General features: G+C 67.2%; 26 protein-coding genes. 13 read left to right on the forward strand and 13 right to left on the reverse strand.

Annotated features, from left to right (window positions below; all coding sequences use genetic code 11):
* The first annotated feature begins 113 nt into the window (after positions 1–113).
* From gcvA to ettA, 3 genes are all read left to right on the forward strand, one after another.
* Entirely contained in the window at positions 114–1,031 is a 918-nt protein-coding gene (gene gcvA / locus ACPUER_RS21030) for a transcriptional regulator GcvA (RefSeq protein ID WP_072443026.1), read from the forward strand.
* 102 nt (positions 1,032–1,133) lie between these two features.
* Positions 1,134–1,442: a DUF3761 domain-containing protein gene (locus tag ACPUER_RS21035; protein WP_425132016.1), complete on the forward strand. Its 309-nt coding sequence runs from the start codon at positions 1,134–1,136 to the stop codon at positions 1,440–1,442.
* A 184-nt stretch (positions 1,443–1,626) separates the two neighbouring features.
* The gene (gene ettA, locus ACPUER_RS21040; protein ID WP_096472348.1) at positions 1,627–3,294 is read left to right on the forward strand and encodes an energy-dependent translational throttle protein EttA; all 1,668 of its coding nucleotides are present in this window, start codon (positions 1,627–1,629) and stop codon (positions 3,292–3,294) included.
* A 130-nt stretch (positions 3,295–3,424) separates the two neighbouring features.
* On the opposite strand, the gene ACPUER_RS21045 is transcribed toward ettA, so the two are convergent.
* The 4 genes from ACPUER_RS21045 to ACPUER_RS21060 are packed head-to-tail and all read right to left on the reverse strand — an operon-like array spanning position 3,425 to position 6,739.
* The gene (locus ACPUER_RS21045) at positions 3,425–4,048 is read right to left on the reverse strand and encodes an HAD family hydrolase (RefSeq protein ID WP_425132017.1); all 624 of its coding nucleotides are present in this window, start codon (positions 4,046–4,048) and stop codon (positions 3,425–3,427) included.
* Positions 4,045–4,596, reverse strand: coding sequence for a cysteine hydrolase family protein (locus tag ACPUER_RS21050; protein ID WP_175963169.1), 552 nt, complete (start codon positions 4,594–4,596; stop codon positions 4,045–4,047). The genes ACPUER_RS21045 and ACPUER_RS21050 overlap by 4 nt, the downstream gene beginning before the upstream one ends.
* 55 nt (positions 4,597–4,651) lie before the next feature.
* On the reverse strand, positions 4,652–6,466 hold the full coding sequence (locus ACPUER_RS21055) for an aminopeptidase P family protein (protein ID WP_175750190.1): 1,815 nt from the start codon (positions 6,464–6,466) through the stop codon (positions 4,652–4,654).
* Positions 6,467–6,484: 18 nt separating this feature from the next.
* On the reverse strand, positions 6,485–6,739 hold the full coding sequence (locus ACPUER_RS21060; RefSeq protein ID WP_072443015.1) for a hypothetical protein: 255 nt from the start codon (positions 6,737–6,739) through the stop codon (positions 6,485–6,487).
* Between the two features lie 171 nt (positions 6,740–6,910).
* On the opposite strand from ACPUER_RS21060, the gene ACPUER_RS21065 reads away from it, so the two are divergent.
* The 7 genes from ACPUER_RS21065 (at position 6,911) to ACPUER_RS21095 (ending at position 13,013) form a co-directional block, all read left to right on the forward strand.
* Complete coding sequence (locus ACPUER_RS21065; RefSeq protein ID WP_175963171.1) at positions 6,911–7,672, forward strand: response regulator transcription factor; 762 nt, start codon at positions 6,911–6,913, stop codon at positions 7,670–7,672.
* Between the two features lie 26 nt (positions 7,673–7,698).
* Positions 7,699–8,997 (forward strand): glutamyl-tRNA reductase, encoded by a 1,299-nt coding sequence (hemA, locus tag ACPUER_RS21070; RefSeq protein ID WP_175963172.1) that lies wholly within the window; start codon positions 7,699–7,701, stop codon positions 8,995–8,997.
* Between the two features lie 81 nt (positions 8,998–9,078).
* Complete coding sequence (gene prfA, locus ACPUER_RS21075; RefSeq protein ID WP_034183706.1) at positions 9,079–10,161, forward strand: peptide chain release factor 1; 1,083 nt, start codon at positions 9,079–9,081, stop codon at positions 10,159–10,161.
* A 7-nt stretch (positions 10,162–10,168) separates the two neighbouring features.
* Positions 10,169–11,011, forward strand: coding sequence for a peptide chain release factor N(5)-glutamine methyltransferase (gene prmC / locus ACPUER_RS21080; protein WP_204425618.1), 843 nt, complete (start codon positions 10,169–10,171; stop codon positions 11,009–11,011).
* A gap of 67 nt (positions 11,012–11,078) precedes the next feature.
* Positions 11,079–11,390, forward strand: coding sequence for a Grx4 family monothiol glutaredoxin (grxD, locus tag ACPUER_RS21085; protein WP_011883132.1), 312 nt, complete (start codon positions 11,079–11,081; stop codon positions 11,388–11,390).
* A gap of 24 nt (positions 11,391–11,414) precedes the next feature.
* On the forward strand, positions 11,415–12,011 hold the full coding sequence (locus tag ACPUER_RS21090; protein ID WP_034183704.1) for a UbiX family flavin prenyltransferase: 597 nt from the start codon (positions 11,415–11,417) through the stop codon (positions 12,009–12,011).
* Positions 12,012–12,221: 210 nt separating this feature from the next.
* Entirely contained in the window at positions 12,222–13,013 is a 792-nt protein-coding gene (locus tag ACPUER_RS21095) for a DODA-type extradiol aromatic ring-opening family dioxygenase (RefSeq protein ID WP_425132018.1), read from the forward strand.
* A gap of 109 nt (positions 13,014–13,122) precedes the next feature.
* Here ACPUER_RS21095 and ACPUER_RS21100 read toward each other — a convergent pair whose 3' ends face one another.
* Positions 13,123–14,721, reverse strand: a complete 1,599-nt coding sequence (locus tag ACPUER_RS21100) for an APC family permease (protein ID WP_175963175.1) — start codon at positions 14,719–14,721, stop codon at positions 13,123–13,125.
* A 421-nt stretch (positions 14,722–15,142) separates the two neighbouring features.
* On the opposite strand from ACPUER_RS21100, the gene ACPUER_RS21105 reads away from it, so the two are divergent.
* On the forward strand, positions 15,143–15,346 hold the full coding sequence (locus ACPUER_RS21105) for a cold-shock protein (RefSeq protein ID WP_034183701.1): 204 nt from the start codon (positions 15,143–15,145) through the stop codon (positions 15,344–15,346).
* Between the two features lie 95 nt (positions 15,347–15,441).
* Here the strand turns inward: ACPUER_RS21105 and ACPUER_RS21110 are convergent, their stop codons facing one another.
* From ACPUER_RS21110 to ACPUER_RS21120, 3 genes are all read right to left on the reverse strand, one after another.
* Positions 15,442–16,692, reverse strand: coding sequence for an Hsp70 family protein (locus tag ACPUER_RS21110; RefSeq protein ID WP_175963176.1), 1,251 nt, complete (start codon positions 16,690–16,692; stop codon positions 15,442–15,444).
* A gap of 187 nt (positions 16,693–16,879) precedes the next feature.
* Positions 16,880–17,485 carry a nitroreductase family protein gene (locus ACPUER_RS21115; RefSeq protein WP_425132019.1) on the reverse strand — a complete coding sequence of 202 codons (606 nt, stop codon included), beginning with the start codon at positions 17,483–17,485 and terminating at the stop codon, positions 16,880–16,882.
* Between the two features lie 156 nt (positions 17,486–17,641).
* The gene (locus tag ACPUER_RS21120) at positions 17,642–18,925 is read right to left on the reverse strand and encodes an MFS transporter (RefSeq protein WP_175963253.1); all 1,284 of its coding nucleotides are present in this window, start codon (positions 18,923–18,925) and stop codon (positions 17,642–17,644) included.
* 220 nt (positions 18,926–19,145) lie between these two features.
* On the opposite strand from ACPUER_RS21120, the gene ACPUER_RS21125 reads away from it, so the two are divergent.
* On the forward strand, positions 19,146–19,769 hold the full coding sequence (locus tag ACPUER_RS21125; protein ID WP_425132020.1) for a TetR/AcrR family transcriptional regulator: 624 nt from the start codon (positions 19,146–19,148) through the stop codon (positions 19,767–19,769).
* 76 nt (positions 19,770–19,845) lie between these two features.
* On the forward strand, positions 19,846–20,418 hold the full coding sequence (locus ACPUER_RS21130; protein ID WP_175963179.1) for a DUF1415 domain-containing protein: 573 nt from the start codon (positions 19,846–19,848) through the stop codon (positions 20,416–20,418).
* A 49-nt stretch (positions 20,419–20,467) separates the two neighbouring features.
* Here the strand turns inward: ACPUER_RS21130 and ACPUER_RS21135 are convergent, their stop codons facing one another.
* From ACPUER_RS21135 to ACPUER_RS21155, 5 genes are all read right to left on the reverse strand, one after another.
* Positions 20,468–21,358, reverse strand: a complete 891-nt coding sequence (locus ACPUER_RS21135; RefSeq protein ID WP_175963180.1) for a class I SAM-dependent methyltransferase — start codon at positions 21,356–21,358, stop codon at positions 20,468–20,470.
* Between the two features lie 89 nt (positions 21,359–21,447).
* The gene (locus ACPUER_RS21140) at positions 21,448–22,581 is read right to left on the reverse strand and encodes a methyltransferase (RefSeq protein ID WP_425132021.1); all 1,134 of its coding nucleotides are present in this window, start codon (positions 22,579–22,581) and stop codon (positions 21,448–21,450) included.
* A 126-nt stretch (positions 22,582–22,707) separates the two neighbouring features.
* A complete protein-coding gene (locus ACPUER_RS21145) occupies positions 22,708–23,040 on the reverse strand; it encodes a YegP family protein (RefSeq protein WP_072442988.1) in 333 nt (110 codons plus the stop codon).
* Positions 23,041–23,205: 165 nt separating this feature from the next.
* Positions 23,206–23,700, reverse strand: coding sequence for an LEA type 2 family protein (locus ACPUER_RS21150; RefSeq protein WP_034183694.1), 495 nt, complete (start codon positions 23,698–23,700; stop codon positions 23,206–23,208).
* A 416-nt stretch (positions 23,701–24,116) separates the two neighbouring features.
* Positions 24,117–24,326: a hypothetical protein gene (locus ACPUER_RS21155; RefSeq protein ID WP_165948084.1), complete on the reverse strand. Its 210-nt coding sequence runs from the start codon at positions 24,324–24,326 to the stop codon at positions 24,117–24,119.
* Positions 24,327–24,333 lie beyond the last annotated feature (7 nt).

The following is a 24,333-nucleotide window of genomic DNA, read 5'->3' on the forward strand; positions in this document are numbered from 1 at the left end:
TATCGGCCGCCGCGAGGCAGCCCTGCAGAATGCGATCCGATGCGACAACGGTACTCGCGCGTACGTATCGCCTCAAACGATATTTCGTCGGCCTTTCGCTTTAGAAAATCTGAATGAATCGTTCCCGCCTGCCGCCGCTCAACGCGCTGCGTGCATTCGAAGCGGCCGCCCGCCACCTGTCGGTGAAGTCGGCGGCCGAGGAGCTGTCGGTCACGCCCGGCGCGGTGAGCCAGATGATCCGCACGCTCGAGACGCATCTCGGCGTGCAACTGTTCGAGCGCGTCAACCGCGGCATCCTGCTGACGGCCGCCGGCCGCGACTACCTGCCGCCGGTGCGCAACGCATTCCGGCAGATCGCCGATGCGTCGCAGCGCGTGTCGGGCGCCGCCGACAGCGGCGTGCTGACGGTGAGCGTCACGCCGTTCTTCGCGTCCGCGTGGCTCGTGCCGCGCCTCGCGCAGTTCCGGCACGCGTGCCCGGACGTCGACCTGCAGATCGTCACGAGCCATGCACTCGCGGATTTCGCACGCGACGGCGTCGACGTCGCGATCCGTCACGGCCTCGGGCGCTACATCGGGCTGTGCAGCGAGCGCCTGCTGACGGTGGAAATCGTCGCGCTCGCGTCGCCCGAACTCGTCGCGCGGCTCGGCATGCCGGCGACACCGGCCGATCTCGTCGGCTGGCCGCACCTGCACGATGCCGAGCGCAAGGGCTGGCACATCTGGTTCGGCGCGCAGCGTATCGACGATTTCGGCCCGCCCCGCGGCCCCGCGTTCGACGACTCCGGCCTGTTGCTGCAGGCGATCGTCGCCGGCCAGGGCGCCGGGCTGCTGCCGGCCGCGATGGTGCGCGGCGAGCTCGAAAGCGGCCGGCTTGTGCAGCTCGCCGACGTCGCGTGGCTCGACGATTTCGCGTACTACCTCGTCTATCCGCCGCATCACGCGGAACGGCCGAAGGTCGCCGCATTCCGCCGGTGGATTCTCGACGCCGCGCAGGCCGACGGCGCGGCATCGATGTCCGGCACGGCATAACGTCGCTCCACCGCGAGGCGCCGGCGCCGATCCATGGCCGATCGGCTAACATGCGGCGCGGGCCATCGGCCCGACATCGATAACAACAGACCGAGAGAGACCATGCCTGCCCTGCTCCGCCGCGCGACGCACGTTGCGACGCTGTCGATCGCGCTCTTCGTCGCGTGCGCCGCCCAGCCTCCTTCCGCATATGCGTACCGCGCACCGCCCGGCTACGGCCACGAAGCCGATCTCGACCGTCACGACACGTATCGCAACCGCGACGGCGAAACCGTGCATGCGCCCGCACATTCGAAATCGGGCCGCGTGCCCGACGGCGCAAGCGCGCGCTGCCGCGACGGCACGTACAGCTTCAGCCGCCACCGGCGCGGCACGTGCTCGGGGCACGGCGGCGTCGCCGCGTGGCTGTGAACGCCGCGCGTCCGAATGCGTGCGTCGTTCCAGCGACACCCGGCGGCGAAGTACAATAGCCGCTCGCGCCGCCGCCATACGGCGACGCCGCCGCGCCTTGCGCGGCACGCTCCGTACCGAATCACCCGACGCCGCCATGCCAGCGCGCTGCGCGGCCGTCTCAACTTCTGACTTTCACACCCAAATGGCCCAATACGTTTTCACGATGAACCGGGTCGGCAAGATCGTGCCGCCCAAGCGCCAGATCCTGAAGGACATCTCGCTGTCGTTCTTTCCGGGCGCGAAGATCGGCGTGCTCGGCCTGAACGGCTCGGGCAAGTCGACGCTGATCCGCATCATGGCGGGCGTCGACAAGGACATCGAAGGCGAAGCGACGCCGATGCCGAACCTGAACATCGGCTACCTGCCGCAGGAACCGCAGCTCGACCCGACGAAGACCGTGCGCGAAGCCGTCGAGGAAGGCCTCGGCGACCTGTTCCAGGCCAACAAGAAGCTCGAAGAGATCTACGCGGCGTATGCCGAGCCGGACGCCGACTTCGACGCGCTCGCGGCCGAACAGGCGAAGTACGAGGCAATTCTCGCGTCGAGCGACGGCGGCAGCCCCGAGCAGCAGCTCGAAGTGGCCGCGGACGCGCTGCGCCTGCCGGCGTGGGACGCGAAGATCGAGCACCTGTCCGGCGGCGAAAAGCGCCGCGTCGCACTGTGCAAGCTGCTGCTCGAAAAGCCCGACATGCTGCTGCTCGACGAACCGACCAACCACCTCGACGCCGAATCGGTCGACTGGCTCGAGCAGTTCCTGGTGCGCTTCCCGGGCACCGTCGTCGCCGTCACGCACGATCGCTACTTCCTCGACAACGCGGCCGAGTGGATTCTCGAACTCGACCGAGGCCACGGCATTCCGTGGAAGGGCAACTACAGCAGCTGGCTCGACCAGAAGGAAGAGCGCCTGAAGCAGGAAGAAGCGTCGGAATCGGCGCGCCAGAAGGCGATCAAGAAGGAACTGGAGTGGGTGCGCCAGAACCCGAAGGGCCGTCAGGCCAAGTCGAAGGCGCGTATTGCACGCTTCGAGGAGCTGAACAGCCAGGAATACCAGAAGCGCAACGAAACGCAGGAAATCTTCATTCCGGTCGGCGACCGCCTCGGCAATGAAGTGATCGAGTTCAAGAACGTCAGCAAGGCGTTCGGCGACCGCCTGCTGATCGACAACCTGAGCCTGAAGATCCCGGCCGGCGCAATCGTCGGCATCATCGGCCCGAACGGCGCCGGCAAGTCGACGCTGTTCCGGATGCTGACGGGCAAGGAGCAGCCGGATTCGGGCGAGGTCGTGATGGGCCCGACGGTGAAGCTCGCGTACGTCGACCAGAGCCGCGATGCGCTCGACGGCTCGAAGACGGTGTTCGAGGAAATCTCGGGCGGCGCCGACGTGCTGACGGTCGGCAAGTACGAGACGCCGTCGCGCGCGTACATCGGTCGCTTCAACTTCAAGGGCGGCGACCAGCAGAAGATCGTCGGCAACCTGTCCGGCGGCGAACGCGGTCGCCTGCACCTCGCGAAGACGCTGATCTCGGGCGGCAACGTGCTGCTGCTCGACGAACCGTCGAACGACCTCGACGTCGAAACGCTGCGCGCGCTGGAAGACGCACTGCTCGAATTCGCGGGCTCGGTGATGGTGATCTCGCACGATCGCTGGTTCCTCGACCGGATCGCGACGCACATCCTCGCGTTCGAAGGCGATTCGCAGGTGACGTTCTTCGACGGCAACTACCAGGAGTACGAAGCCGACAAGCGCGCGCGCCTCGGCGAGGAAGCCGCGAAGCCGCACCGACTGCGCTACAAGCCGATCAGCCGCTGACCGGCGCGGCCCGGGCGCCCGGCACTGCGGCAACGCGGGGCCGGATGCCGTAGGTGGCCGCTCCCGGAGGCAAAACGACAAAGCGGGCCCGTGGCCCGCTTTTTTTATCTGCCGGGCGCTCGCCCGCCGCCTACGCGAGCGCGCCCAGCTCGCGCAACCGCGCCTCGGTCTGCGCCGCACTCGTGTGATGAATGCCGTGCCAGCCGAGCGCCGTCGCGGCCGCTGCGTTCTTCGCGTTGTCGTCGATGAACACGAGCTCGTGCGGCGCGATGCCCGGCAGGTGCGGTTCGATCCGCGCGTGCATCTCGCGGTAGATCGCCGGATCGGGTTTCACGAGCTTCACGCGGCCCGACACGACGATGTCCTTGAAGCGCCGCAGGACCGGGAAATTGTCCCACGCATACGGAAACGTCTGCGCGGACCAGTTCGTCAGCCCGAACAGCGGCATCCCCTGCGCGTCGAGCCGGTCGACGAGCGCGGCGCCTTCGTCGAGCACGCCGCCGATCATCTCGTGCCAGCGTGCGTAGAACGCGCGGATCAGCGCGTCGTGCTCCGGAAACTTCGCGACGAGCTCGGCCGTACCTTCGTCGATCGTCTGCCCGCCGTCCTGGCGAATCACCCAGTCCATCGCGCAGACATGCGTGAGGAACCAGCGTCGCTCGGCCTCGTCGGGAATCAGTTGCCGGTAAAGGTAGTCGGGGCTCCAGTCGATCAGCACGCCGCCGAAATCGAACACCACGGCCTTGATCGTCATGCGAACTCCGTCGCAAGCACGTCGGCGAGAGGACGCGGCGTGACCGCGTTGCCCGACAGCGAATTGTTTGCCCAGACAAAGTGATGATGCGCGACGATCTGCGCGGCCGCCAGGTGCGCACGCTCGTTCGTCGTGTGCAGGTCGGACACGACGGTCGTCCGGTAGCCGAGCAGTGCCGCACGGCGCGCGGCCGAATCGACGCAGAACTCGGTCGCATAGCCGCAGATCAGCACCGAACGGATGCCGTGGCGGTCGAGCTGCGCCGCGAGCGGCGTGTCGTGGAACGAGTCGCTCACCTGCTTGCGCACGCGCCAGTCGTCGCTCCCGACGACCAGCCCCGCATGCAGCTCCCAGCCCGGCGTGCCGGGCACGATGTCGTCGTCCGCGTCGCCGTCGTGCTGAACGAAGCACACGGGCGCATTCGCCGCGCGTGCCGCCGCCGTCAACCGGTTGATGCCCGACACCACGTCGTCGAGCCGGTACGCGGGCTGCGCCCGCTCCACCAGCCCGCGCTGCATGTCGACCACGATCACTGCGGTGTCCGCCATATTTTGCCCTCGCTGTTGTGGTTCGGCCGTCGTCCGGCCGTTATCGCACGTCGCGTCAGATCGGCTGCGTGCGCGCGTCGAGCCATGCCTTCGCGTCGCCGCTCAGGTGCCGGCCGACGCGCTCGCGCACCGTCGCGTGATACGTGTTCAGCCACGCGCGCTCTTCGTCGTGCAGCATCTCGATCAGCACGCAGCGCGTGTCGATCGGGCACAGCGTCAGCGTCTCGAACGCGAGGAAATCGCCGAACTCGGTCTTCCCGGCCGCGCGGTTCACGACCAGGTTCTCGATCCGGATGCCCCACTGGCCGGGGCGGTACACGCCCGGCTCGATCGACGTGATCATCCCCTCTTCCATCGCCGTGTACGGCTCGGCCGGCGCGTAGTGCGAGATGACCTGCGGGCCCTCGTGCACGTTCAGGAAATAGCCGACGCCATGCCCCGTGCCGTGGCCGTAGTCGAGCCCGGCCGCCCACATCGGCGCGCGCGCGATCGCGTCGAGCATCGGCGAGCGGATGCCGCGCGGGAAGCGTGCGCGCGACAGCGCCATCATCGATTTCAGCACGATCGTGAAATCGCGCCGCTGCAGGTCGCTGACGGTGCCGACCGGCACGACGCGCGTGATGTCGGTCGTGCCCGTCACGTACTGGCCGCCCGAATCGATCAGCAGCAGGCCGTCGCCGGCGATCGTCGCGTGCGACTCGGGCGTTGCATGGTAATGCGGCATCGCGCCGTTCGCGTTGAAGCCGGCGATCGTCGCAAAGCTCGGCGATACATACCCGGGGCGCCGTGCGCGCGCGGCCGTGAGCTTCTCCTCGATCGTCAGTTCGGTGATCGTCTCGCGGTTCACTGCCTGCTCGAACCAGGCGAAGAATTCCGCGAGCGCGGCGCCGTCGTGCTCCATCGTCACGCGCACGTGCTCGATCTCGGCGGACGTCTTGCGCGACTTCGCGAACGTCGACGGATTCACGGCCTCGACGAGCTTCACGCCGGCCGGCACGGCCTCGAGCGTGCCGAACGTCACGCGGCGCGGGTCGACCAGCAGCGTCGCACCGTCGGGCAATGCCGCGAGCGATGCGCGTGCGGCATCGTATGCACGGACGTCGACGCCGTCCTGCGCGAGCGACGCGGCCAGCGCCGGCGACACCTTGCCGTCGGCGACGAACAGCGTCGCGCGATCGGCGCCGATCATTGCGTGCGCAACGAACACGGGATTGAAGTTGACGTCGGCGCCGCGCAGGTTGAACAGCCAGGCCAGATCGTCGAGCGTCGACACGAAATGCCACTGCGCGCCCTGCGCATGCATCGCGCGGCGCACTTCCGCCAGCTTGCTCGCGCGCGTCGTGTCCGCCTGCGGCGCCGCGTGCTCGAACACCGCGTCGCCGGGCAGCCCCGGCCGCTCGGGCCAGATCGCGTCGAGCAGGTCGAGATCGGTGCGCAGCGCGATGCCGCGCGCGCTCAGCGCGGCCGTCAGCCCGCGCGCGGCCGCGACGCCGAGCACGGCGCCGTCGACGCCGACCGTCGCGCCCGCCGCCACGTTCTGCGCGAGCCAGTCGACGTGCGGCGCGCTCTGCTGCCCGCCCGTCATCTTCATCAACTGCACGCCCGTGCCGGCCAGTTCGGCATCGGCCTGCACCCAGTAGCGGCTGTCGACCCACAGCCCCGCGAAATCCGCGGTCACGACCAGCGTGCCGACCGAGCCCGTGAAGCCGGACAGCCAGCGGCGGGCCTGCCAGCGCTCGGGCAGGTATTCGGACAGGTGGGGATCGGCGGACGGCACGAGATAGGCGGCCAGGTCCTCGCGGGCCATGGCGCCGCGCAGCAGCGCGAGGCGGGCCGGCACCGACGAGACTTCGGGAAGACGGGCATTCATGATTTCACCTGAGAGCATTCAGCGACGGGCCGACAGCGCGACCGTCACGGCTACGGCAAGGAACGCGACGCCGGTGCAGACCGGCCATTCGAGCGTCTCGCCATCGTAAAACAGTCCCGAGAGATTGCCGGCCATGCGGGCGGCAGCCGCACCCACGATGCCGACGAGTACCGCGACCCACCACGCCGGCCGGCCCGTGCGCCGCATCGGGTGCAGCCATCGGCCGAACAGCCCGACGGCCGCTCCCAGGACAAGGATTCCAAACCAGTTCATTCGACGCCTTCTATAAATTCGGATTCGTCCCATAGGCGTGAACGTTGCCAGCGGCTAGCATCGATTCATCCATCGAACCCGAGACCAGCCGGGCGCCGCGAACGTTCGAGTGTAGGGGCCGACTCGACGTTATGGCAAGCGCGCACCGGCTACCGTATTGAAGAAACTCTCATGCGAATCGCTCTGATCGATCCGGAGGCGCGTCATGCCGCGCTCCTGAACCGCCTGCTCTTTGCAGGCGGTCATGTGTGCCACGCGTTTTCGTCCAGCACGGCGTTCTTCGAATGGCTCGCCACCGACACCTGCGACATGCTGATCACCGGCAACTGGGCCGGCGACCAGCCTGCCGAGGAAGTCATACCGCGCGCGCAGACGATCCTGCCCGGGCTGCCGGCCATCGCCGTGATGCAGTTGCCGCGCGAAAGCGAAATCGTATCGTGCCTGCACGCGGGCGCCGACGATTGCCTCGTGCGCCCCGTGAGCGGGCCCGAACTGCTCGCGCGCGTCAACGCGCTGAGCCGGCGCGCCGGCGTGCGCCGGTCGCCGACCCGCTCGCGCGAAATGTATGGCGAATACGCATTCGACGCCACGCATTGCCTTGTGCGCTTCGGCAACGCAATCGTTTCACTCACGCCCAAAGAGTTCCGCTTCGCGCAGTTGCTGTTCGCGAACCTGTCGCGGCCCGTGTCGCGCGCCCATATCCTCGAAACGGTGTGGGCCCGCCGCCGCGACATGAAGTCGCGCACGCTCGATACGCATGCGTCCCGGCTGCGCAGCAAGTTACAGCTGCTTCCGGAGCATGGCTACCGCCTGTTGCCGCTCTACGGCTATGGCTACCAGCTCGACCGCGTGCCGATCGAGCCCCCAAATTCCCGGCCGCGCCACGCCGATGCCCGGTATGCGGCGAGTGAGGAAATCGCTGAAACGCTATAATATGGGGCTAAACGATAGCCCTCGATATGCAACTCCTCACGATCGGAATCAATCACCACACTGCGCCTGTCGCCCTGCGCGAACGCGTGGCGTTTCCGCTCGAGCAGATCAAGCCGGCTCTCGTCACGTTCAAGAACGTGTTTCTCGGGCCCCAGGCGCCCAATACGCCCGAAGCGGCGATCCTCTCCACCTGCAACCGCACCGAACTGTATTGCGCGACCGACGATCGCGCAGCACGTGAAGGCGCGGTCCGCTGGCTGTCGGAGTATCACCGGATTCCGGTCGACGAGCTCGCCCCGCATGTTTATGCGCTGCCTCAGTCGGAAGCGGTCCGCCATGCATTCCGCGTCGCATCCGGCCTCGATTCGATGGTGCTTGGCGAAACGCAGATTCTGGGCCAGATGAAGGACGCCGTGCGCACCGCGACGGAAGCCGGCGCGCTCGGCACCTATCTGAACCAGCTGTTCCAGCGCACGTTCGCGGTGGCGAAGGAAGTACGCGGCACGACCGAGATCGGCACGCAATCGGTGTCGATGGCCGCCGCCGCGGTCCGCCTCGCACAGCGGATCTTCGAAAAGGTATCGGATCAGCGCGTGCTGTTCATCGGCGCCGGAGAGATGATCGAGCTGTGTGCGACGCACTTCGCCGCGCAAGGCCCGCGCGAACTCGTCGTCGCGAACCGCACGGCCGAACGCGGCCAACGGCTCGCCGAACGCTTCAACGGCCGCGCGATGCCGCTCGCTGATCTGCCGGCCCGCATGCAGGAATTCGACATCATCGTGTCGTGCACGGCGTCGACGCTGCCGATCATCGGCCTCGGCGCGGTCGAGCGCGCGGTGAAGGCGCGCCGCCACCGGCCGATCTTCATGGTCGACCTCGCGGTGCCGCGCGACATCGAGCCCGAAGTCGGCAAGCTGAAGGACGTGTTCCTCTACACCGTCGACGATCTCGGCGCGATCGTGCGCGAAGGCAACGCATCGCGCCAGGCGGCGGTCGCGCAGGCTGAAGCGATCATCGAAACGCGCGTGCAGAATTTCATGCAATGGCTCGACACGCGCAGCGTCGTGCCCGTGATTCGTCACATGCATACGCAGGCCGACGCGCTGCGCCGTGCCGAAGTCGACAAGGCGCAGAAGCTGCTCGCGCGCGGCGACGATCCGGCCGCCGTGCTCGAAGCGCTGTCGCAGGCGCTGACTAACAAGCTGATCCACGGCCCGACGAGCGCGCTCAACCGCGTGAACGGCGCCGATCGCGATTCGCTGATCGACCTGATGCGCGGCTTCTACCAGCACGCGCCGCGGTCGAACGACCAGTCCGGCCACTAGCGCCGGCCGGTCGCCCTGCCGCCGGCCGCGAGCCGGCCTATCCTTTCCGAATACCCTTGCCCGGGAGCGCCGCTCCACACCATGAAGACGAGCATGCAACGCAAGCTCGACCAGCTGTCCACACGGCTGGCCGAACTGAACGACCTGCTGAGCCGCGAAAACGTCACGGCCGATCTCGACCAGTACCGCAAGCTGACGCGCGAACATGCGGAACTCGGCCCGGTCGTCGAGCAGTACGCGCTGTGGCGCCAGTCGCGCAGCGACGAAACGGCCGCGCAGGAGCTGCTCGCCGATCCGTCGATGCGCGATTTCGCCGAGGACGAGATCCGCAGCGCGCGAGAAAGCATGGCCCGCCTCGAGGTCGAGTTGCAGAAAATGCTGCTGCCGAAGGATCCGAACGACGATCGCAACATCTTCCTCGAAATCCGCGCGGGCACGGGCGGCGACGAATCGGCGCTGTTCGCGGGCGACCTGCTGCGCATGTACCTGCGCTTCGCGGAACGCCATCGCTGGCAGGTCGAGATGATGTCGGAGAGCGCGTCGGATCTCGGCGGCTACAAGGAAGTGATCGTGCGGATCGCGGGCCAGGGCGCGTATTCGCGCCTGAAGTTCGAATCGGGCGGCCATCGCGTGCAGCGCGTGCCGGCGACCGAGACGCAGGGGCGCATCCATACGTCCGCGTGCACGGTCGCGGTGATGCCGGAAGCCGACGAGATCGGCGAGGTCGAGATCAATCCGGCCGACCTGCGGATCGATACGTTCCGTGCGTCCGGTGCGGGCGGCCAGCACATCAACAAGACCGATTCGGCGGTGCGCGTCACGCACATCCCGACCGGCATCGTCGTCGAGTGCCAGGACGACCGTTCGCAGCACAAGAACAAGGATCGCGCGCTGAAGGTGCTCGCCGCGCGCATCAAGGACAAGCAGTATCACGAGCAGCACGCGAAGGAAGCGGCGACGCGCAAGAGCCTGATCGGCTCCGGCGACCGCTCGGAGCGGATCCGCACGTACAACTTCCCGCAAGGCCGGATGACCGATCACCGGATCAACCTGACGCTGTACCGGCTCGAGGCGATCATGGACGGCGATCTCGACGAACTGATCGGCGTGCTCGTCAGCGAGCACCAGGCCGAACTGCTCGCGTCGCTCGGCGACGCCGACTGAGGCTGCGATGCCCGACACCACCGCCGACGAACTGCTGCGCGCGTCGCCGCTCGACGCGGTCGATGCGCGCGTGCTGCTCGCGCACGCGCTCGGCTGGACCCGCACGCAACTGATCACGCGTGGCGACGCACCGCTCGACGCTGCCGCGGTCGAACGTTATCGCGCGCTCGAAGCGCGCCGCGTGGCCGGCGAACCGGTCGCGCAGCTCGTCGGGATGCGCGAATTCTTCGGCAGGCCGTTCGACGTGACGCCCGACGTGCTGATCCCGCGCCCCGAAACCGAACTGCTCGTCGAAGCCGCGCTCGACGCGATCGACGGGCTGCCGCATCCGGCCGTGCTCGATCTCGGCACCGGCAGCGGCGCGATCGCCGTATCGATCGCGGCCGAGCGTCCCGATGCACGCGTGTGGGCGCTCGACCGTTCGCCGGCCGCGCTCGCAGTCGCGCAACGCAACGCCGGCAAGCTGCTCGACGCGCACCGCCCCGGCGGCCCGCTGCACTGGCTGCAGAGCGACTGGTACACGGCGCTCGATCCGGCGCTCGCATTCGACACGATCGTCAGCAACCCGCCGTACATCGCGCAGCACGATCCGCACCTCGCGCAGGGCGATCTGCGTTTCGAGCCGCGCGGCGCGCTTACCGACGACGCCGACGGCCTCAGCGCGATCCGCACGATCGTCGCGGGCGCCGGCGCCTACCTGAAACCGGGCGGCACGCTGTGGATCGAGCACGGCTACGACCAGGCCGAAGCCGTCCGCGCGGTGCTGTCGTCGCACGGCTTCGTCGCGGTCGAATCGCTCGCCGATCTCGCGGCGATCGAACGCACGACCGGTGGCCGCCTGCCGGGCTGATGCCCGGCCCGCCCGGTTGAAATCCGCTATCATTTCGATCTAACGCCCCGCAAACGCAAGGTCAGTCATGGACACCCAACAACGTATCAAGCAAATCGTCGACGAAAACCAGGTCGTGCTCTTCATGAAGGGCAACGCGCAATTCCCGATGTGCGGCTTCTCGGGCCGCGCGGTGCAGGTGCTGAAGGCCTGCGGCGTCGACCAGTTCAAGACGGTCAACGTGCTCGAGGACGACGAGATCCGCCAGGGCATCAAGGAATTCTCGAACTGGCCGACCATCCCGCAGCTCTATGTGAAGGGCGAATTCATCGGCGGCTCGGACATCATGATGGAGATGTACCAGTCGGGCGAGCTGCAGCAACTGTTCGCCGCCGCGTAACACGCCCCACCCGCTCCCCTTTCGATGGCATCTCCCAGCGCGCCGCCACGCCGGCTGATCGTCGCGATCACCGGCGCCACCGGCGCGATCTACGGCGTGCGGCTGCTCGACCTGCTGCGCGCCGCCGGCGGCGTCGAAACGCATCTGCTGATTTCGAACGCCGGCTGGCTCAACATCCAGCATGAACTGAAGCTGCCGAAGGCCGATGTCGAAAGCCGTGCGGACGTCGTGCATTCGGTGCGCGACGTCGGCGCGACGATCGCGTCGGGCTCGTTCGCAACCGACGGGATGGTGATCGCGCCATGCTCGATGAAGACGCTCGCGAGCGTCGCGCACGGGCTGTCCGACAACCTGATCACGCGCGCGGCCGACGTCACGCTGAAGGAACGCCGCCGTCTCGTGCTGATGGTGCGCGAAACGCCGTTCAACCTCGCGCATCTGCGCAACATGACCGCCGTCACCGAAATGGGCGGCATCGTCTTTCCGCCGTTGCCCGCGTTCTACGCGATGCCGAAGACGATCGAGGAACTCGTCGACCAGACCGTCACCCGCGTGCTCGACCTGTTCGCGCTCAGCGCACCGCTGACGACACCGTGGGCCGGCATCCGGCACGCGCAGTAAGCCGATCGCCGCACCCGCTTCTTCGTGCATCTTCGCCGATTCAATCGGCAATTCATTCGATTTCACGCGTACTGACGTCTATCCACACCAGAGCGCGTTGCATCGCGACGATTATCAACAAACAAGCATCAATCAAATTCCGCGACGCGGATTTATCAATGCACGGTGCGCGCCTATAGTCACAGGCAAACCCTTTTGCAGGCCACCGCCATGAACCGCTTGCCTTCGCTGTACCTGTCCCACGGCGCGCCGACGCTGCCGATCGACCCGACGCTGCCGTCCGGCGCGTTCACGCACCTCGGCGCCGAATTGCCGCGCCCGCGCGCGGTGCTGATGCTGTCCGCGCACTGGGGCACGCAACAGCCGGTCGCGAGCGTCGCCGCGCACCCGGAAACGATCCACGACTTCTACGGCTTTCCGCGCGCGCTGTACGAGATCCGCTATCCGGCGCCGGGTGCCCCCGACGTCGCCGAGCGCGCGGCCGCGCTGCTGAACGCGGCGGACATCGCGACCGCGACGACCGAGCACGGGCTCGACCACGGCGCGTGGGTGCCGATGCTGCTGATGTTCCCGGAGGCCGACGTGCCGGTCGCGCAGTTGTCGATCCAGCCGCGCGCGGACGCGGCCCATCACTTCGCGCTCGGCCGCGCGCTGCGGCCGCTGCGCGACGAAGGCGTGATGGTGATCGGCTCGGGCCAGATCACGCACAACCTGCGTGCCGCCGATTTCAGCGCGGCGCCCGAGGATGCGGACCCGCGCGTGGCGGAATTCACCGACTGGTTCGAGGCGAAGCTCGCCGCGCGCGACGTCGACGCGCTGCTCGACTACCGCCGGCAGGCACCGCATGCGGCGCTGATGCATCCGACCGACGAACATCTGCTGCCGGTGTTCACGGCGCTCGGCGCGGCGGACGACGACTACCAGCTCGGCATCCAGTCGCTCGGCACCTACCAGCGCGTGCTCGCGATGACGAACTACGTGTTCGCGAGCGCGGCCGCCTGAATTCCGCGAGACAACCGGCGACAACAAACGAAAAACCCGCCCGGGCATTGCCCGGGCGGGTTTTTTTCGCTGCTTCCTGCCGCCGCCGGATCCGGCGGCAGGTCACGCGTCAGACACCGACCCCTTCGAGGATCTCGTCGTGCGACTCGCGCTCGTCGAGATACTGGGTCCGGTAGCCGGTACTCACGCCCCAGAAGTAGAACACGAGCGAAATCGCGGCAACGATCAGCATGTCCCAGCCGTACGGCAGATAGCCGCGACCGCCGAATTCCTTGCTGCCGATCAGCGACAGCACGGCCATCGTCGGCAGGTACGCGACCAGCCACCATGCGGCCTTCAGGTCGGCGCCCCAGCCGGTCCAGCCCGATTTCGCCTGGAAGTAGAAATACACCGGCAGTGCGACGATCATCAGCAGGATGATTTCGCCCGTCAGCGGCCACTTCGCCCAGTACAGGATCAGCGACGCGCAGACGAACGCGAACGGTGCGATCAGCTTCATCAGCGGAATCGACAGCGGGCGCTCGATGTCGGTCGCCGCGCGGCGCAGCGCCATCAGGCTGATCGGGCCGGTCAGGTACGAGATCACCGTCGCGACCGAGATCACCGCCGCGAGCGAGCTCCAGCCGCGGAAGAAGAACAGGAAGATGAACGAGACCAGCAGGTTGAACCACATCGCCTGGCGCGGCACGCCGTAGAGCGGGTGCACGTTGCCGAACATCTTCGGCATCGTGTTGTTGCGCTCCATCGCGTAGATCATCCGGGTGGTCGTCGCCATGTAGGTCGTGCCGGTGCCGCTCGGGCTGATGAACGCGTCGACGTACAGCAGGATCGCAAGCCAGTTCAGGTTCAGCGCGATCGCGAGTTCCGCGAACGGCGACGAGAAATTGAAGTGCGACCAGCCCTGCGCGACGTCGGCCGGATTCACCGAGCCGATATAGGCCACCTGCAGCAGCACGTAGATCACGAGCGCGATCAGGATCGACGAGATCACCGCGAACGGCACGCTGCGCGACGGATTGCGCGCTTCGCCCGCGAGGTTCACGGGGCTCTGGAAACCGTTGAACGCGAACACGATGCCGCTCGTCGCGACCGCGGTCAGCACCGCCGACCAGCCGTACGGCGCGAAGCTTGCATTGGATGCAGTGCCGAGGTTCTCCGAATGGAAGCTCGTCAGCATCAGGCCGAGGATCGTGAGGCCGGGGATCAGGAACTTGAAGATCGTGATTGCGGTGTTCGCACGCGCGAAGGCCTTCACCCCCCAGTAGTTCAGCATGAAGTAGATGACGACCAGCACGGCCGACAGCAGCAGCCCTGGTGTCGTCAACTCGCCGTTCACGAACAGGCTGTGCGCCCACGGATACGGCCACGTGCTCATGTACTGGATCGACGCTTCGGCCTCGATCGGGATCACGGAGACGATCGCGATCCAGTTGGCCCATGCGCTGATGAAGCCCACCAGCGAACCGTGCGAATAGCGCGCGTAGCGCACCATGCCGCCCGACTCGGGGAACATAGCGCCCAGTTCGGCATAAGTCAGTGCAATCGCGAGAATCACGACCGCGCCGATGATCCATGCGCAGATCGCCGCCGGACCGGCAATCTTCGCGGCCTTCCAGGCACCGAACAGCCAGCCCGAGCCGATAATCGAACCCAGCCCCGTCAGCATCAATGCAAACGGGCCGATGTTCCGTTGAATAGAACTCTTCACATCCTCTCCTGTGTCTCAAAAAGCATGGTCGGCCCGCGGTCCGGGATCGGCTCGGACAGCACCGCGCACGCATTCTTGGGGGGACGAGTCATCCGATCGGGGCAACCCGTCCGCGCGGCGCGTAGTTTAACGGTTGCACCTCGAACGTGGCGCCAAAATCGTTCGTCCCCTACAAAAAATTCGCATCGCTCGCAAGCTTTGTAAACCTGATCTACGCAATAACCCTGAGAGCATGGAAATACGGTTGACCACACGATCGATTAGCCGTATAAAGGACTTCGCAGGATTTCAAGCGGCGAGTGAATTGGTTCTTTCGTAGTTCGCCCATCAACGGTACTCCGGTTGGTCCTATTACCCCCTTCCTTGATTTTCCGCACCCCATGGGCTTCGGCCCCGTTTTATCTTTTTAGGAACAAGTAACATGGCAACCGGTACCGTCAAGTGGTTCAATGACGCAAAGGGCTTCGGCTTCATCACCCCGGAAGGCGGCGGCGACGATCTGTTCGCGCACTTCTCGGAAATCCGCACCGAAGGCTTCAAGACGCTGCAAGAAAACCAGAAGGTCGAATTCGAAGTGAAGACGGGCCCGAAGGGTCTGCAAGCTGCGAACATCAAGCCGCTGTAAGTTCTGCGCGAGATTTGATGTAAAAAAGCCCCGCTTCGGCGGGGCTTTTTGTTTTTCCGCGCCAATCCGGCACGGTGGAACGCGGCTGTCTACATTCAACCGAACAGCCGCTGCGCGTGAATGCCGAGCCCCGTCGCGACACTCGCGAGGCGGTCGCCGAATACCGGCTGCGCATCCGGGAATGCGCCCGCGAGCGCACCCGACAGGAACGCGAGTCCCGTCGAGCCGCCGGTGAAATACAGTGCGCCGACGTCGCGCGGCGCAACGCCCGCGAGCCGCACCGTCTCGCGCGCGGCGTCGACGATGCGCGCGGTGTCGTCGCGGCTCGCATCGACGAGACGATCGGCGTCGAACGCGATCAGCAGGTCTTCTTCCACGTCGTTCAGGTCGATCATCGTCTCCCCGCCCGCCGCGACGCCGATCTTCGCCTCTTCCGCGCGCGCCATCAGCGCATGCCCGAGCCGCTGCTCGACCACGCTCGTGAGCCGGTCGTACTGCTGCGCATCCTGGTACAGGTGCTTCATCAGCTTCAGCTCGCCGAGCCGCTTCGGCGTGTAGACCGTGTTGATCAGGTGCCAGGTCGCGAGATCGAAGTAGATCTTGTTCGGCAGTTCGCGCCCTTCCGGGTCGAGCGAACGGTAGCCGAACGCGGGCAGGATCGCCGCCAGTTCGACACGCCGGTCGTAGTCGGTGCCCGCGACGTGCACGCCGTGGTGAGCCAGCACGTCGTCCTTGCGCTCGAGCCGCGCCATCCGCTCGGGCCCGACGCGCACCAGCGAGAAGTCGGACGTGCCGCCGCCGATGTCGGCGACGAGCACGAGGCGTTCGGCCTGCTGGCGCGATTCGTAATCGAACGCGGCGGCAATCGGTTCGTACTGGAAGTGAACGTCCGCGAAGCCGACCGACCGCGCGGCCGCCTCGAGCTGATCCTGCGCGAGACGGTCGGCGCGCGGATCGTCGTCGACGAAGAACACGGGCCGGCCGAGCACCGCGCGGCCGATCGGCGCGCCCGCGCGCGCTTCGGCCTTGCGCTTCAGGTGCGTCAGGAAGCGCGCGATGATTTCGGTGTACGCGATCGCGCTGCCGTCGCCGAGATCGGTCGTCGTTTCCGCGAGCGGCGAGCCGAGGATGCTCTTCATCGAACGCATCAGCCGGCCGTCGAAACCGTCGATATAGGACGCCAGCGCCGCGCGGCCGTACTCGACCGTCTCCTCGTCGTTGTTGAAGAAGATCGCGGTGGGCAGCGTCAGGTGGTCGCCCTCGACGGGCGCGAGGCGCATGCCGTCGCCGTCGGGCAGCGCCACGGCGGAATTGGACGTGCCGAAATCGATCGCGCAGTAAGTCATGGGAAGTTGCCGCAGCAGGGCCGGCGCGAAAACGGAAAGGACGGGCTTTTTAACATGAAGCCCGCGGGATCACAACCGGGGCCCGCCACCGGTGCCGCGGAACGGGCTTCGGTGACGACGGCGCGCGGCCTGGCGCGCCGCGGATACGCGCGGACGGGGTGCGCGACGCAGCCGCCCGCCTGGCAGGTCAGGCTGCCACGTCGAAGCTCTTCTTCCACGCGCCCGCATACACGACCTCGCCGATCGCATGGCGCGTACGCGGTGCCTTCTCGCGATCGCGCAGCACGGGATCGAGCTTGTCGACGTTGCCGTAGTGGCCGAGCGAGATGATCGACAGGATCGCGACGTCGGACGGAATCGCAAACGCGTCGCGGAACGCCTTCGTGTCGAAACCGCTCATCTGGTGCGCGGCGAGGCCGAGCGCATGCGCCTGCAGCACCAGCGACATCGCGGCGGCGCCCGCGTCGTACAGCGCGGTCGGCGCCGGTTCGCCCTTCGGCGTGAGCGTATGCGCGGTCACCGCGATCAGCACGGGCGCCGGCGCATTCCAGCCCTGATTGAACGGCACCAGCGTCGCGAACGCGTGCTTGAATGCGTCTTCGTCCTGCGTGCGCTCGAATACGATGAAGCGCCACGGCTGCGCGTTGTACGCGGACGGCGCCCAGCGCGCGGCTTCGAGCACCGCGTGCAGATCGCCGGCGCTGACGGACTCATCCGAATAGGCGCGCGGGCTCCAGCGGCCCGCGATCAGATCGTGAATCGAAACAGTGGTGGGAGCAGGTTTGACGGACATGCGGTTCCTCGCTGACATCGATGAAGGGGCGCGAACGCCTGGCGAACCGCAAGCATACCCGCTTGAGCGGTTGCGCGCCCGATCCTCCCGCGCTATGCAAATCACCGTACCTGCAATGGCCGGCCGCATGCGGTGCGGCCGGCCGGGCCACCGTGCTCAGGCTGCCTGCGCTGCCGCACGCGACGGGCCGCGGTTGATTCGCAGCACGATCAGCGCTCCGACGATGCACAGCCCGCCCGAGATCATCGACGCGATCGTGTAGGTACCGAGGCTCGCGCGCAGCAGCCCCGCGCCGAGCGCCGCGAACGCCGCGCCGAGCTGGTGGCCGGCGACGATCCAGCCGAACACGACCGGCGCCGCAGCCTTGCCGAACACGTCGGTCGCGAGGCGCACGGTCGGCGGCACGGTCGCGATCCAGTCGAGCCCGTAGAACATCGCGAACAGCGGCAGCCCGAAGAAATCGATGCCGAACGCATGCGGCAGGTAGATCAGCGACAGCCCGCGCAGCCCGTAATACCAGAACAGCAGCACGCGGTTGTCGTAGCGATCGGACAGCCAGCCCGACAGCGTCGTGCCGAACAGGTCGAATACGCCCATCGCCGCGAGCAGCGACGCGCCCTGCACTTCGGTCATCCCGTAGTCGCTGCACATCGCGATCAGGTGCGTGCCGACGTAGCCGTTGGTGCTCGCGCCGCAGATGAAGAAGCTGAAGAACAGCAGCCAGAAATCGCGCGAACGGCTCGCCATCAGCAGCGTGCGGAACGCGACCGCGAGCGGGTTCTCCTTCGTCGCGTCGGGCGCGGGCGGCGCATCGGCCGGCTCGCCGTACGGGCGCAACTGCACGTCGGTCGGCCGTTCGGGCAGCAGGAACGCGACGAGCGGAATCACGATCGCGGCCGCCACCGCGACGACGAGCACGACCGGCCGCCAGCCATGGCGCTGCGCGATCGCCGCGAGCATCGGCAGGAACACGAGCTGGCCGGTGGCCGTGCTCGCGGTCAGGATGCCCATCACGAGGCCGCGCCGCGCATGGAACCAGCGCGTGACGAAGGTCGCGGACAGCGTCAGCGCGACGACGCCCGTCGAGCAGCCCACCATCAGGCCCCAGATCACGACCATCTGCCAGCTCTGCGTCATCATCGACGACAGCGCGACGCCCGCGCTCATCGTCACGAGCGCGGTGAGGATCGTCGGGCGCAGCCCGAAGCGCTGCATCGCGGCGGCCGCGAACGGCCCCGTCAGCCCGTACAGCGCTATGTTCACCGAGATCGCCAGCGAAATCGCCGCGCGGCTCCAGCCGAGTTCGCGCTCGAGCGGCACCATCAGCACGCTCGGCGTCGCGCGCGTGCCGGCTGCCGCCAGCAGGATCAGGAATACCACCGCTGCCGCGAGCCATCCATAGTGGAAGCGCCCGCCGATTCGTGTCACCGCCCAGTTCATCGTCATGTTCTCCAATTGGCGGCTCCGGCGCGATCGCACCTGCTCCGCCCCACCCAGCCAGGCCACCTCCGCCGCACACTGCATCGGCTGACCCGGGCCGACGCTTGGCATTTGTCTGTCGATCCGGCCGGCATTGTTACCGATCGGTCACAACAGTGTTGCGATCGTAGTTACCAGTCGGTAACATGTCAAGCAATTCATCACGTAGTCGAGGGTCATCATGTCCGGCATCGAAGCCGCCAAACCGCCGCTAGCGCGCCGCACGCGCCGGCCGATCGACGGGGCCACCGCGCACGAGCACCTGCTGCGCGCCGCCGAGGAGCTGTTTTACAGGGAAGGCGTTCGCACGGTCGGCGTCGAGGCGGTCGTCGAGCGCGCGGGTGTCAACAAGATGAGCCTGTACCGCCAGTTCTCGTCGAAGGACGAGCTGATCCTCGCGTACCTGGAGCGGATGGACGCGTGCTTCTTCGAGCGTCTCGAGACGAGCGTCGCCAAGCATCCGGGCCAGCCGAAGGCGCAATTGATCCAGTATTTCGTCGATCTTGCCGAGCGCGCGACGCAGAAGGACTATCGCGGCTGCCCGTTCGTCAACGTCGCCGCGGAATTCCCGGATGCGTCGCACCCGGCGCGCGAGCGCGTCGCGCAGAACAAGGAACAGTTGATGAAGCGGCTCGTCGCGCTGTGCGAAGGCGCCGGCGCACGGCAGCCGCAGGCGCTCGCCGATGCGCTCGCGCTGGTGGTCGAAGGCATCTACGCGGCGAGCCAGACCTACCGGCACGGCGAAACGCCGATCGGCATCGCGCCGGCGCTCGTCACGCAGTTGATCGAGGCCGCGTGCGCGTGACGGGCGGCGCACGCCCGAACCCGGCGTGCCCGCTACAATGCGGCCCTCTCCACGCCACCGCCCGACTGGTTTCACGATGACCGACACCCGCCCCGAATCGCACGACGATATCCTCGCCGCCACGCGGCATTGGCTTGCGCGCGCGGTGATCGGGCTCAACCTGTGCCCGTTCGCGAAAAGCGTCTATGTGAAGGAACAGGTGCGCTATGCGATCAGCGAAGCGACGACGCTGGAAGACGCGCTCGCCGAGCTCGAAACCGAGCTGCGCGCGCTCGACGCGGCGGACCCGCAGCAGGTCGACACGACGCTCGTGATCTTCCCGCATGCGTTCGCCGATTTCGTCGACTACAACGATGCGCTGTTCTTCGCCGACCGGCTCGTGCAGCAGTTGCGGCTCGACGGCGTGCTGCAGATCGCGAGCTTCCATCCGCACTACCGGTTCGAAGGCAGCGACCCCGACGACATCGAGAACTACACGAACCGCGCGCCGTATCCGATCCTGCACCTGCTGCGCGAAGACAGCATCGCGCGCGCGGTCGACGCGTTCCCGGACGCGTCCGCGATCTACGAAAAGAATCAGGAAACGCTGCGCCGCCTCGGCCACGACGGCTGGCGCGAATGGATGCGCCGGCCGGGCGACGACGTCTGATGCGCTGCGCGCTCGCGCCGGCCGCTACGCGGTTCGGCCCGCTCGCGCGTCAGCCTTCGGCCGGCGCGACGGCCTCGCCGGCCGCTGCCGCGGCCTCCGGCACGAAGAAGCGCTCGTTCAGTTCGGCGAGCCCGAACATGCCGAGGATCTCGTTCAGCCGCTCGCCGGGCCGCCGGCGCGGCAGGTTCTTGTACTGCGCGATGATCAGCTCGTTCTTCATCGAATGCTCCCAGCCGACCAGCTCGGTCACGCTGACCTGGTAACCATGCGCCTCGAGCTGCAGGCAGCGCAGCACGTTGGTGATCTGGCTGCCGAATTCGCGCGTATGCAGCGGATGCCGCCACACCTCGGTCAGCGCGTTCGCGAGCGACTTGCCCTTGTTCCGGCGCAGCACGCCCGCGACTTCCGCCTGGCAGCACGGCACCAGCACGATGTGCTGCGCACGCTTCGCGAGCGCGAAGCGGATCGCGTCGTCGGTCGCCGTGTCGCACGCGTGCAGCGCGGTGACGACGTCGACCGTTTCGGGCAGCTGCGGCGACGTGATCGAATCGGCGACCGACAGGTTCAGAAACGACATGCCGCCGAACCCGAGCCGCGCGGCGAGTTCGGCCGAGCGCGTGACGAGCTCCTCGCGCGTCTCGATCCCGTACACGTGCGATGCGAACGCCGGCGTGCCGTGCCCCGGCTGCTGCTTGAAGAACAGGTCGTACAGGATGAAGCCGAGATACGACTTGCCGGCGCCGTGATCGACGAGCGTCACGCTGCCCTTGTCGGCCTGCACGCCGGCAAGCAGCGGCTCGATGAACTGGAACAGGTGATAGACCTGCTTCAGCTTGCGGCGGCTGTCCTGGTTCAGCTTCCCGTCGCGGGTGAGGATGTGCAGCTCCTTCAGCAGCTCGACGGACTGCTCCGGGCGGATTTCGTGGGTCTTGTTCGACATCGTGATGCGGCGCCGGGCCACGGTCGGTCGACCACGGCCCGGCGGCGGGAATTCGTGAGGGAGAGTGACAGTTTACCGAAAATGCGCGGTCAGGCTCGGGCGCCGAGCCGCCACAGCGAAGTGACCTCGGCACGGCGTGCCGCATGCAGCGGATCGTCGGCGTCGGTCGACTTCGGGTGCGCGGGGCGGATGTCGTCGCGGCCGAGCACGACGAGGCCCGCCTCGTCGATCCATTGCAGCAGCGTGTCGCGCGGCCGCAGGCCGAGGTGCTCGGCGAAATCGGACAGGATCAGCCAGCCCTCGCCGCCCGGCTCGAGATGTGCGGCGAGCCCCGCGAGGAAACCGCGCAGCATGCGGCTGTCGGGATCGTAGACCGCGTATTCGATCGGCGCGCTCGGCCGGGCCGGCACCCAAGGCGGGTTGCAGACCACGAGCGGCGCACGGCCGGCCGGAAACAGGTCGGCCTCGACGACGTCGACGCGATCCGCATGACCGAGCCGCGCGACGTTCTCGCGCGCACAGGCGAGCGCACGCGGATCCTGGTCGGTCGCGACGACGCGCTCGACGCCTCGCGACGCGAGCACGGCCGCGAGCACGCCGGTGCCCGTGCCGACGTCGAACGCAAGCGACGTCGCCGGCAGCGGCGCGCGCGCGACGAGTTCGACATATTCGCCGCGCACCGGCGAGAACACGCCGTAGTGCGGATGGATCGGCGCGCCGCCGAGCGCCGGGATCGGCACGCCCTTCTTGCGCCATTCATGCGCGCCGACGAGGCCGAGCAGTTCGCGCAGCGACACGACCGACGGCGCGCCGCCAGGGCCGTACGCCTCCTCGCATGCGGCGCGCACGTCGGGCGCGCGGCGCAGCGGGATCGTGTAATCGGCGTCGAGAGGAATCAGCAGCATCCCGAGCGTGCGGGCACGCTGCGACTGCGCGAGACGATGCAGGTTGAATGCGTCGACGCCGGCCGCGGCCTTCGCCTTCTTCGGCTTGCGCTCGACGCGGCGCGCCATCGCCTGCACGAGCTGGCGCGCATTCTGGAAGTCGCCCTGCCAGACGAGCGCGGTGCCCTCGCACGCAAGGCGGTAGGCCGCGTCGGCAGTGAGGCGGTCGTCGGCGGGCACCGCGCGCTTCGGCGGCTGCACGCCGGCTTCGGAGCGCCAGCGCACGGCATAATCGGCGCCGTCGGCGTCGGTCCAGTGGAAAACGGGGAAATCGGTCACGCGAACTCGGTTACGGTTGGGCTTCAACGGGCGGCGGCATCGCGCCGCGCGGCTCACACCATACCGCGCTTTGCCCGCGCGGCAAAGCGCGGGCGGCGGCACGCACCGCCGCCCGGGACGCGCGCGTCAGGTCTCGTCGTCGAGCGCCGCGTCGGGCGCGTTCTGCTTCACCGACGCGATGCCGTTCTCGCGGCCCGCTTCGGCCTTGTACAGCTCGCTCGTGCCGATGACCTCGTGATTGCCGGCCTTCAGGTTGAACATGAACTGGCCGTTGCTCGCGGTCTTGCGCTCGTAGCGCGCGTCGTCCGGCGCGTTCTTGCGCACCGACGCGACGCCGTTCTCCGCCGACGCCTTGGTCTTGTAAAGCTCGCTACGCAGGATGATCTCCCCGTTGCCGGCCTTCAGGTGGAACAGGAACTGACCGTCGCTCGCTTTCTTGATGACGAATTTAGCTGCCATTGGGATCCCCTCGAGTGAAAGTTCGTCCGGCCCTCCGGACCCGGCCAGTTTAAGCGCGATCCCGCCGGGAAACGCAAGGCCGATGCAATTCAATCGTCAGGAATCGTCAGGGCCGGCGCGCGCCGCTTCGTCCGGGATGACGCCGGCATCCGCGCGGCGCGCGGGCTATCCGCCCCATCCCGGCATCGCGGGCAGGCGCAGCGTGCCCGCGTCGTTGAAGTGCACGGTGCCGAGCACGCCGCCGGCGAGCCGGCCGCGCAGCGCATACGGCAGCTCGCCGTTCGCGGCCGCGCCGGGCAGGTTCCACGCCTGCCGCGCGGCGGCGAATGCCGACACGGAAACCGGCACGTCGAGCACGGCCTCGCCGAAACGCGGCACGGTGCCCGAGCGATCGCTGACGCCGCTCGCGAACGGCGTGCCGTTCAGGTCGAGCGCGACCGAGATGCCGTCGTACTCGATCGGCGCATCGTTCGGGTTCTGCACGCGCAGCTTCAGGCTGAAACGCATCTCGAGCCCCTGCCCGACGAGCGGGTCGAGCCCGGCGACCGACACGCGCACGGGGTCGCGCGTCAGCCCCGCGCAACCGCCGAGCAGGAACACGGCGGCGAACAGCAGCAGCACGGCGCGCAGCGGCGCGATACGGAACAGGGCTCGTGGCATCGGAAGGTCTCCTCGCGGCAATCGGTGAACGGGTCGTCGATGCATTGTACCGAGCGTGCCGCGGCACGCCGGGTTTCGTAGTTTTCGCAGCCCCGCCAGATCGTTAATAGATTAAAACTACGAAGCCATCAGTCAAACGGAAAGCGTATTAATGACTTCCAGCATTCAATGAAGCGGGAAAAATTCAATAGATGCATCTTCTAAATTTTTCGTTTCCTTTACCTAAAACCATCAAGTATATTTACGCATCCTTCGAGCTAGCCGACAAACCTTGAAGCCGCATGACGGCGAATTTACGGAACGGCAACCCGCCTTCCTTCCGTCCTGCGGACTGGCCCGGCCAGCCCCGTAGGTCGTCGGTTCAAAGGGATTGCGCGCCCATGCAGGGCGTGCCGCCCCGTGTCGTGCGCGCGAAATCAATTCAGTACAACACGCGCCCGTCCATTTTGAACCGGCAAGTTAACCGACATCCGGAAATCCAGAGGGGGCAGTAAACCATGATTACCTTCACGTAGTCGGCCGCCGTCTTTTTCGAATAATCCGTCATTGGCATTTTCATCGCTGTTGATTAACGGCGAGGGGATTGCTTTTGCCGGCGTTTTCGCAGCACTGAACGATTCTTTCAACAATCGA

It is taken from the genome of Burkholderia sp. DN3021 (assembly GCF_049805555.1).
GTDB lineage: Bacteria > Pseudomonadota > Gammaproteobacteria > Burkholderiales > Burkholderiaceae > Burkholderia > Burkholderia pyrrocinia_C.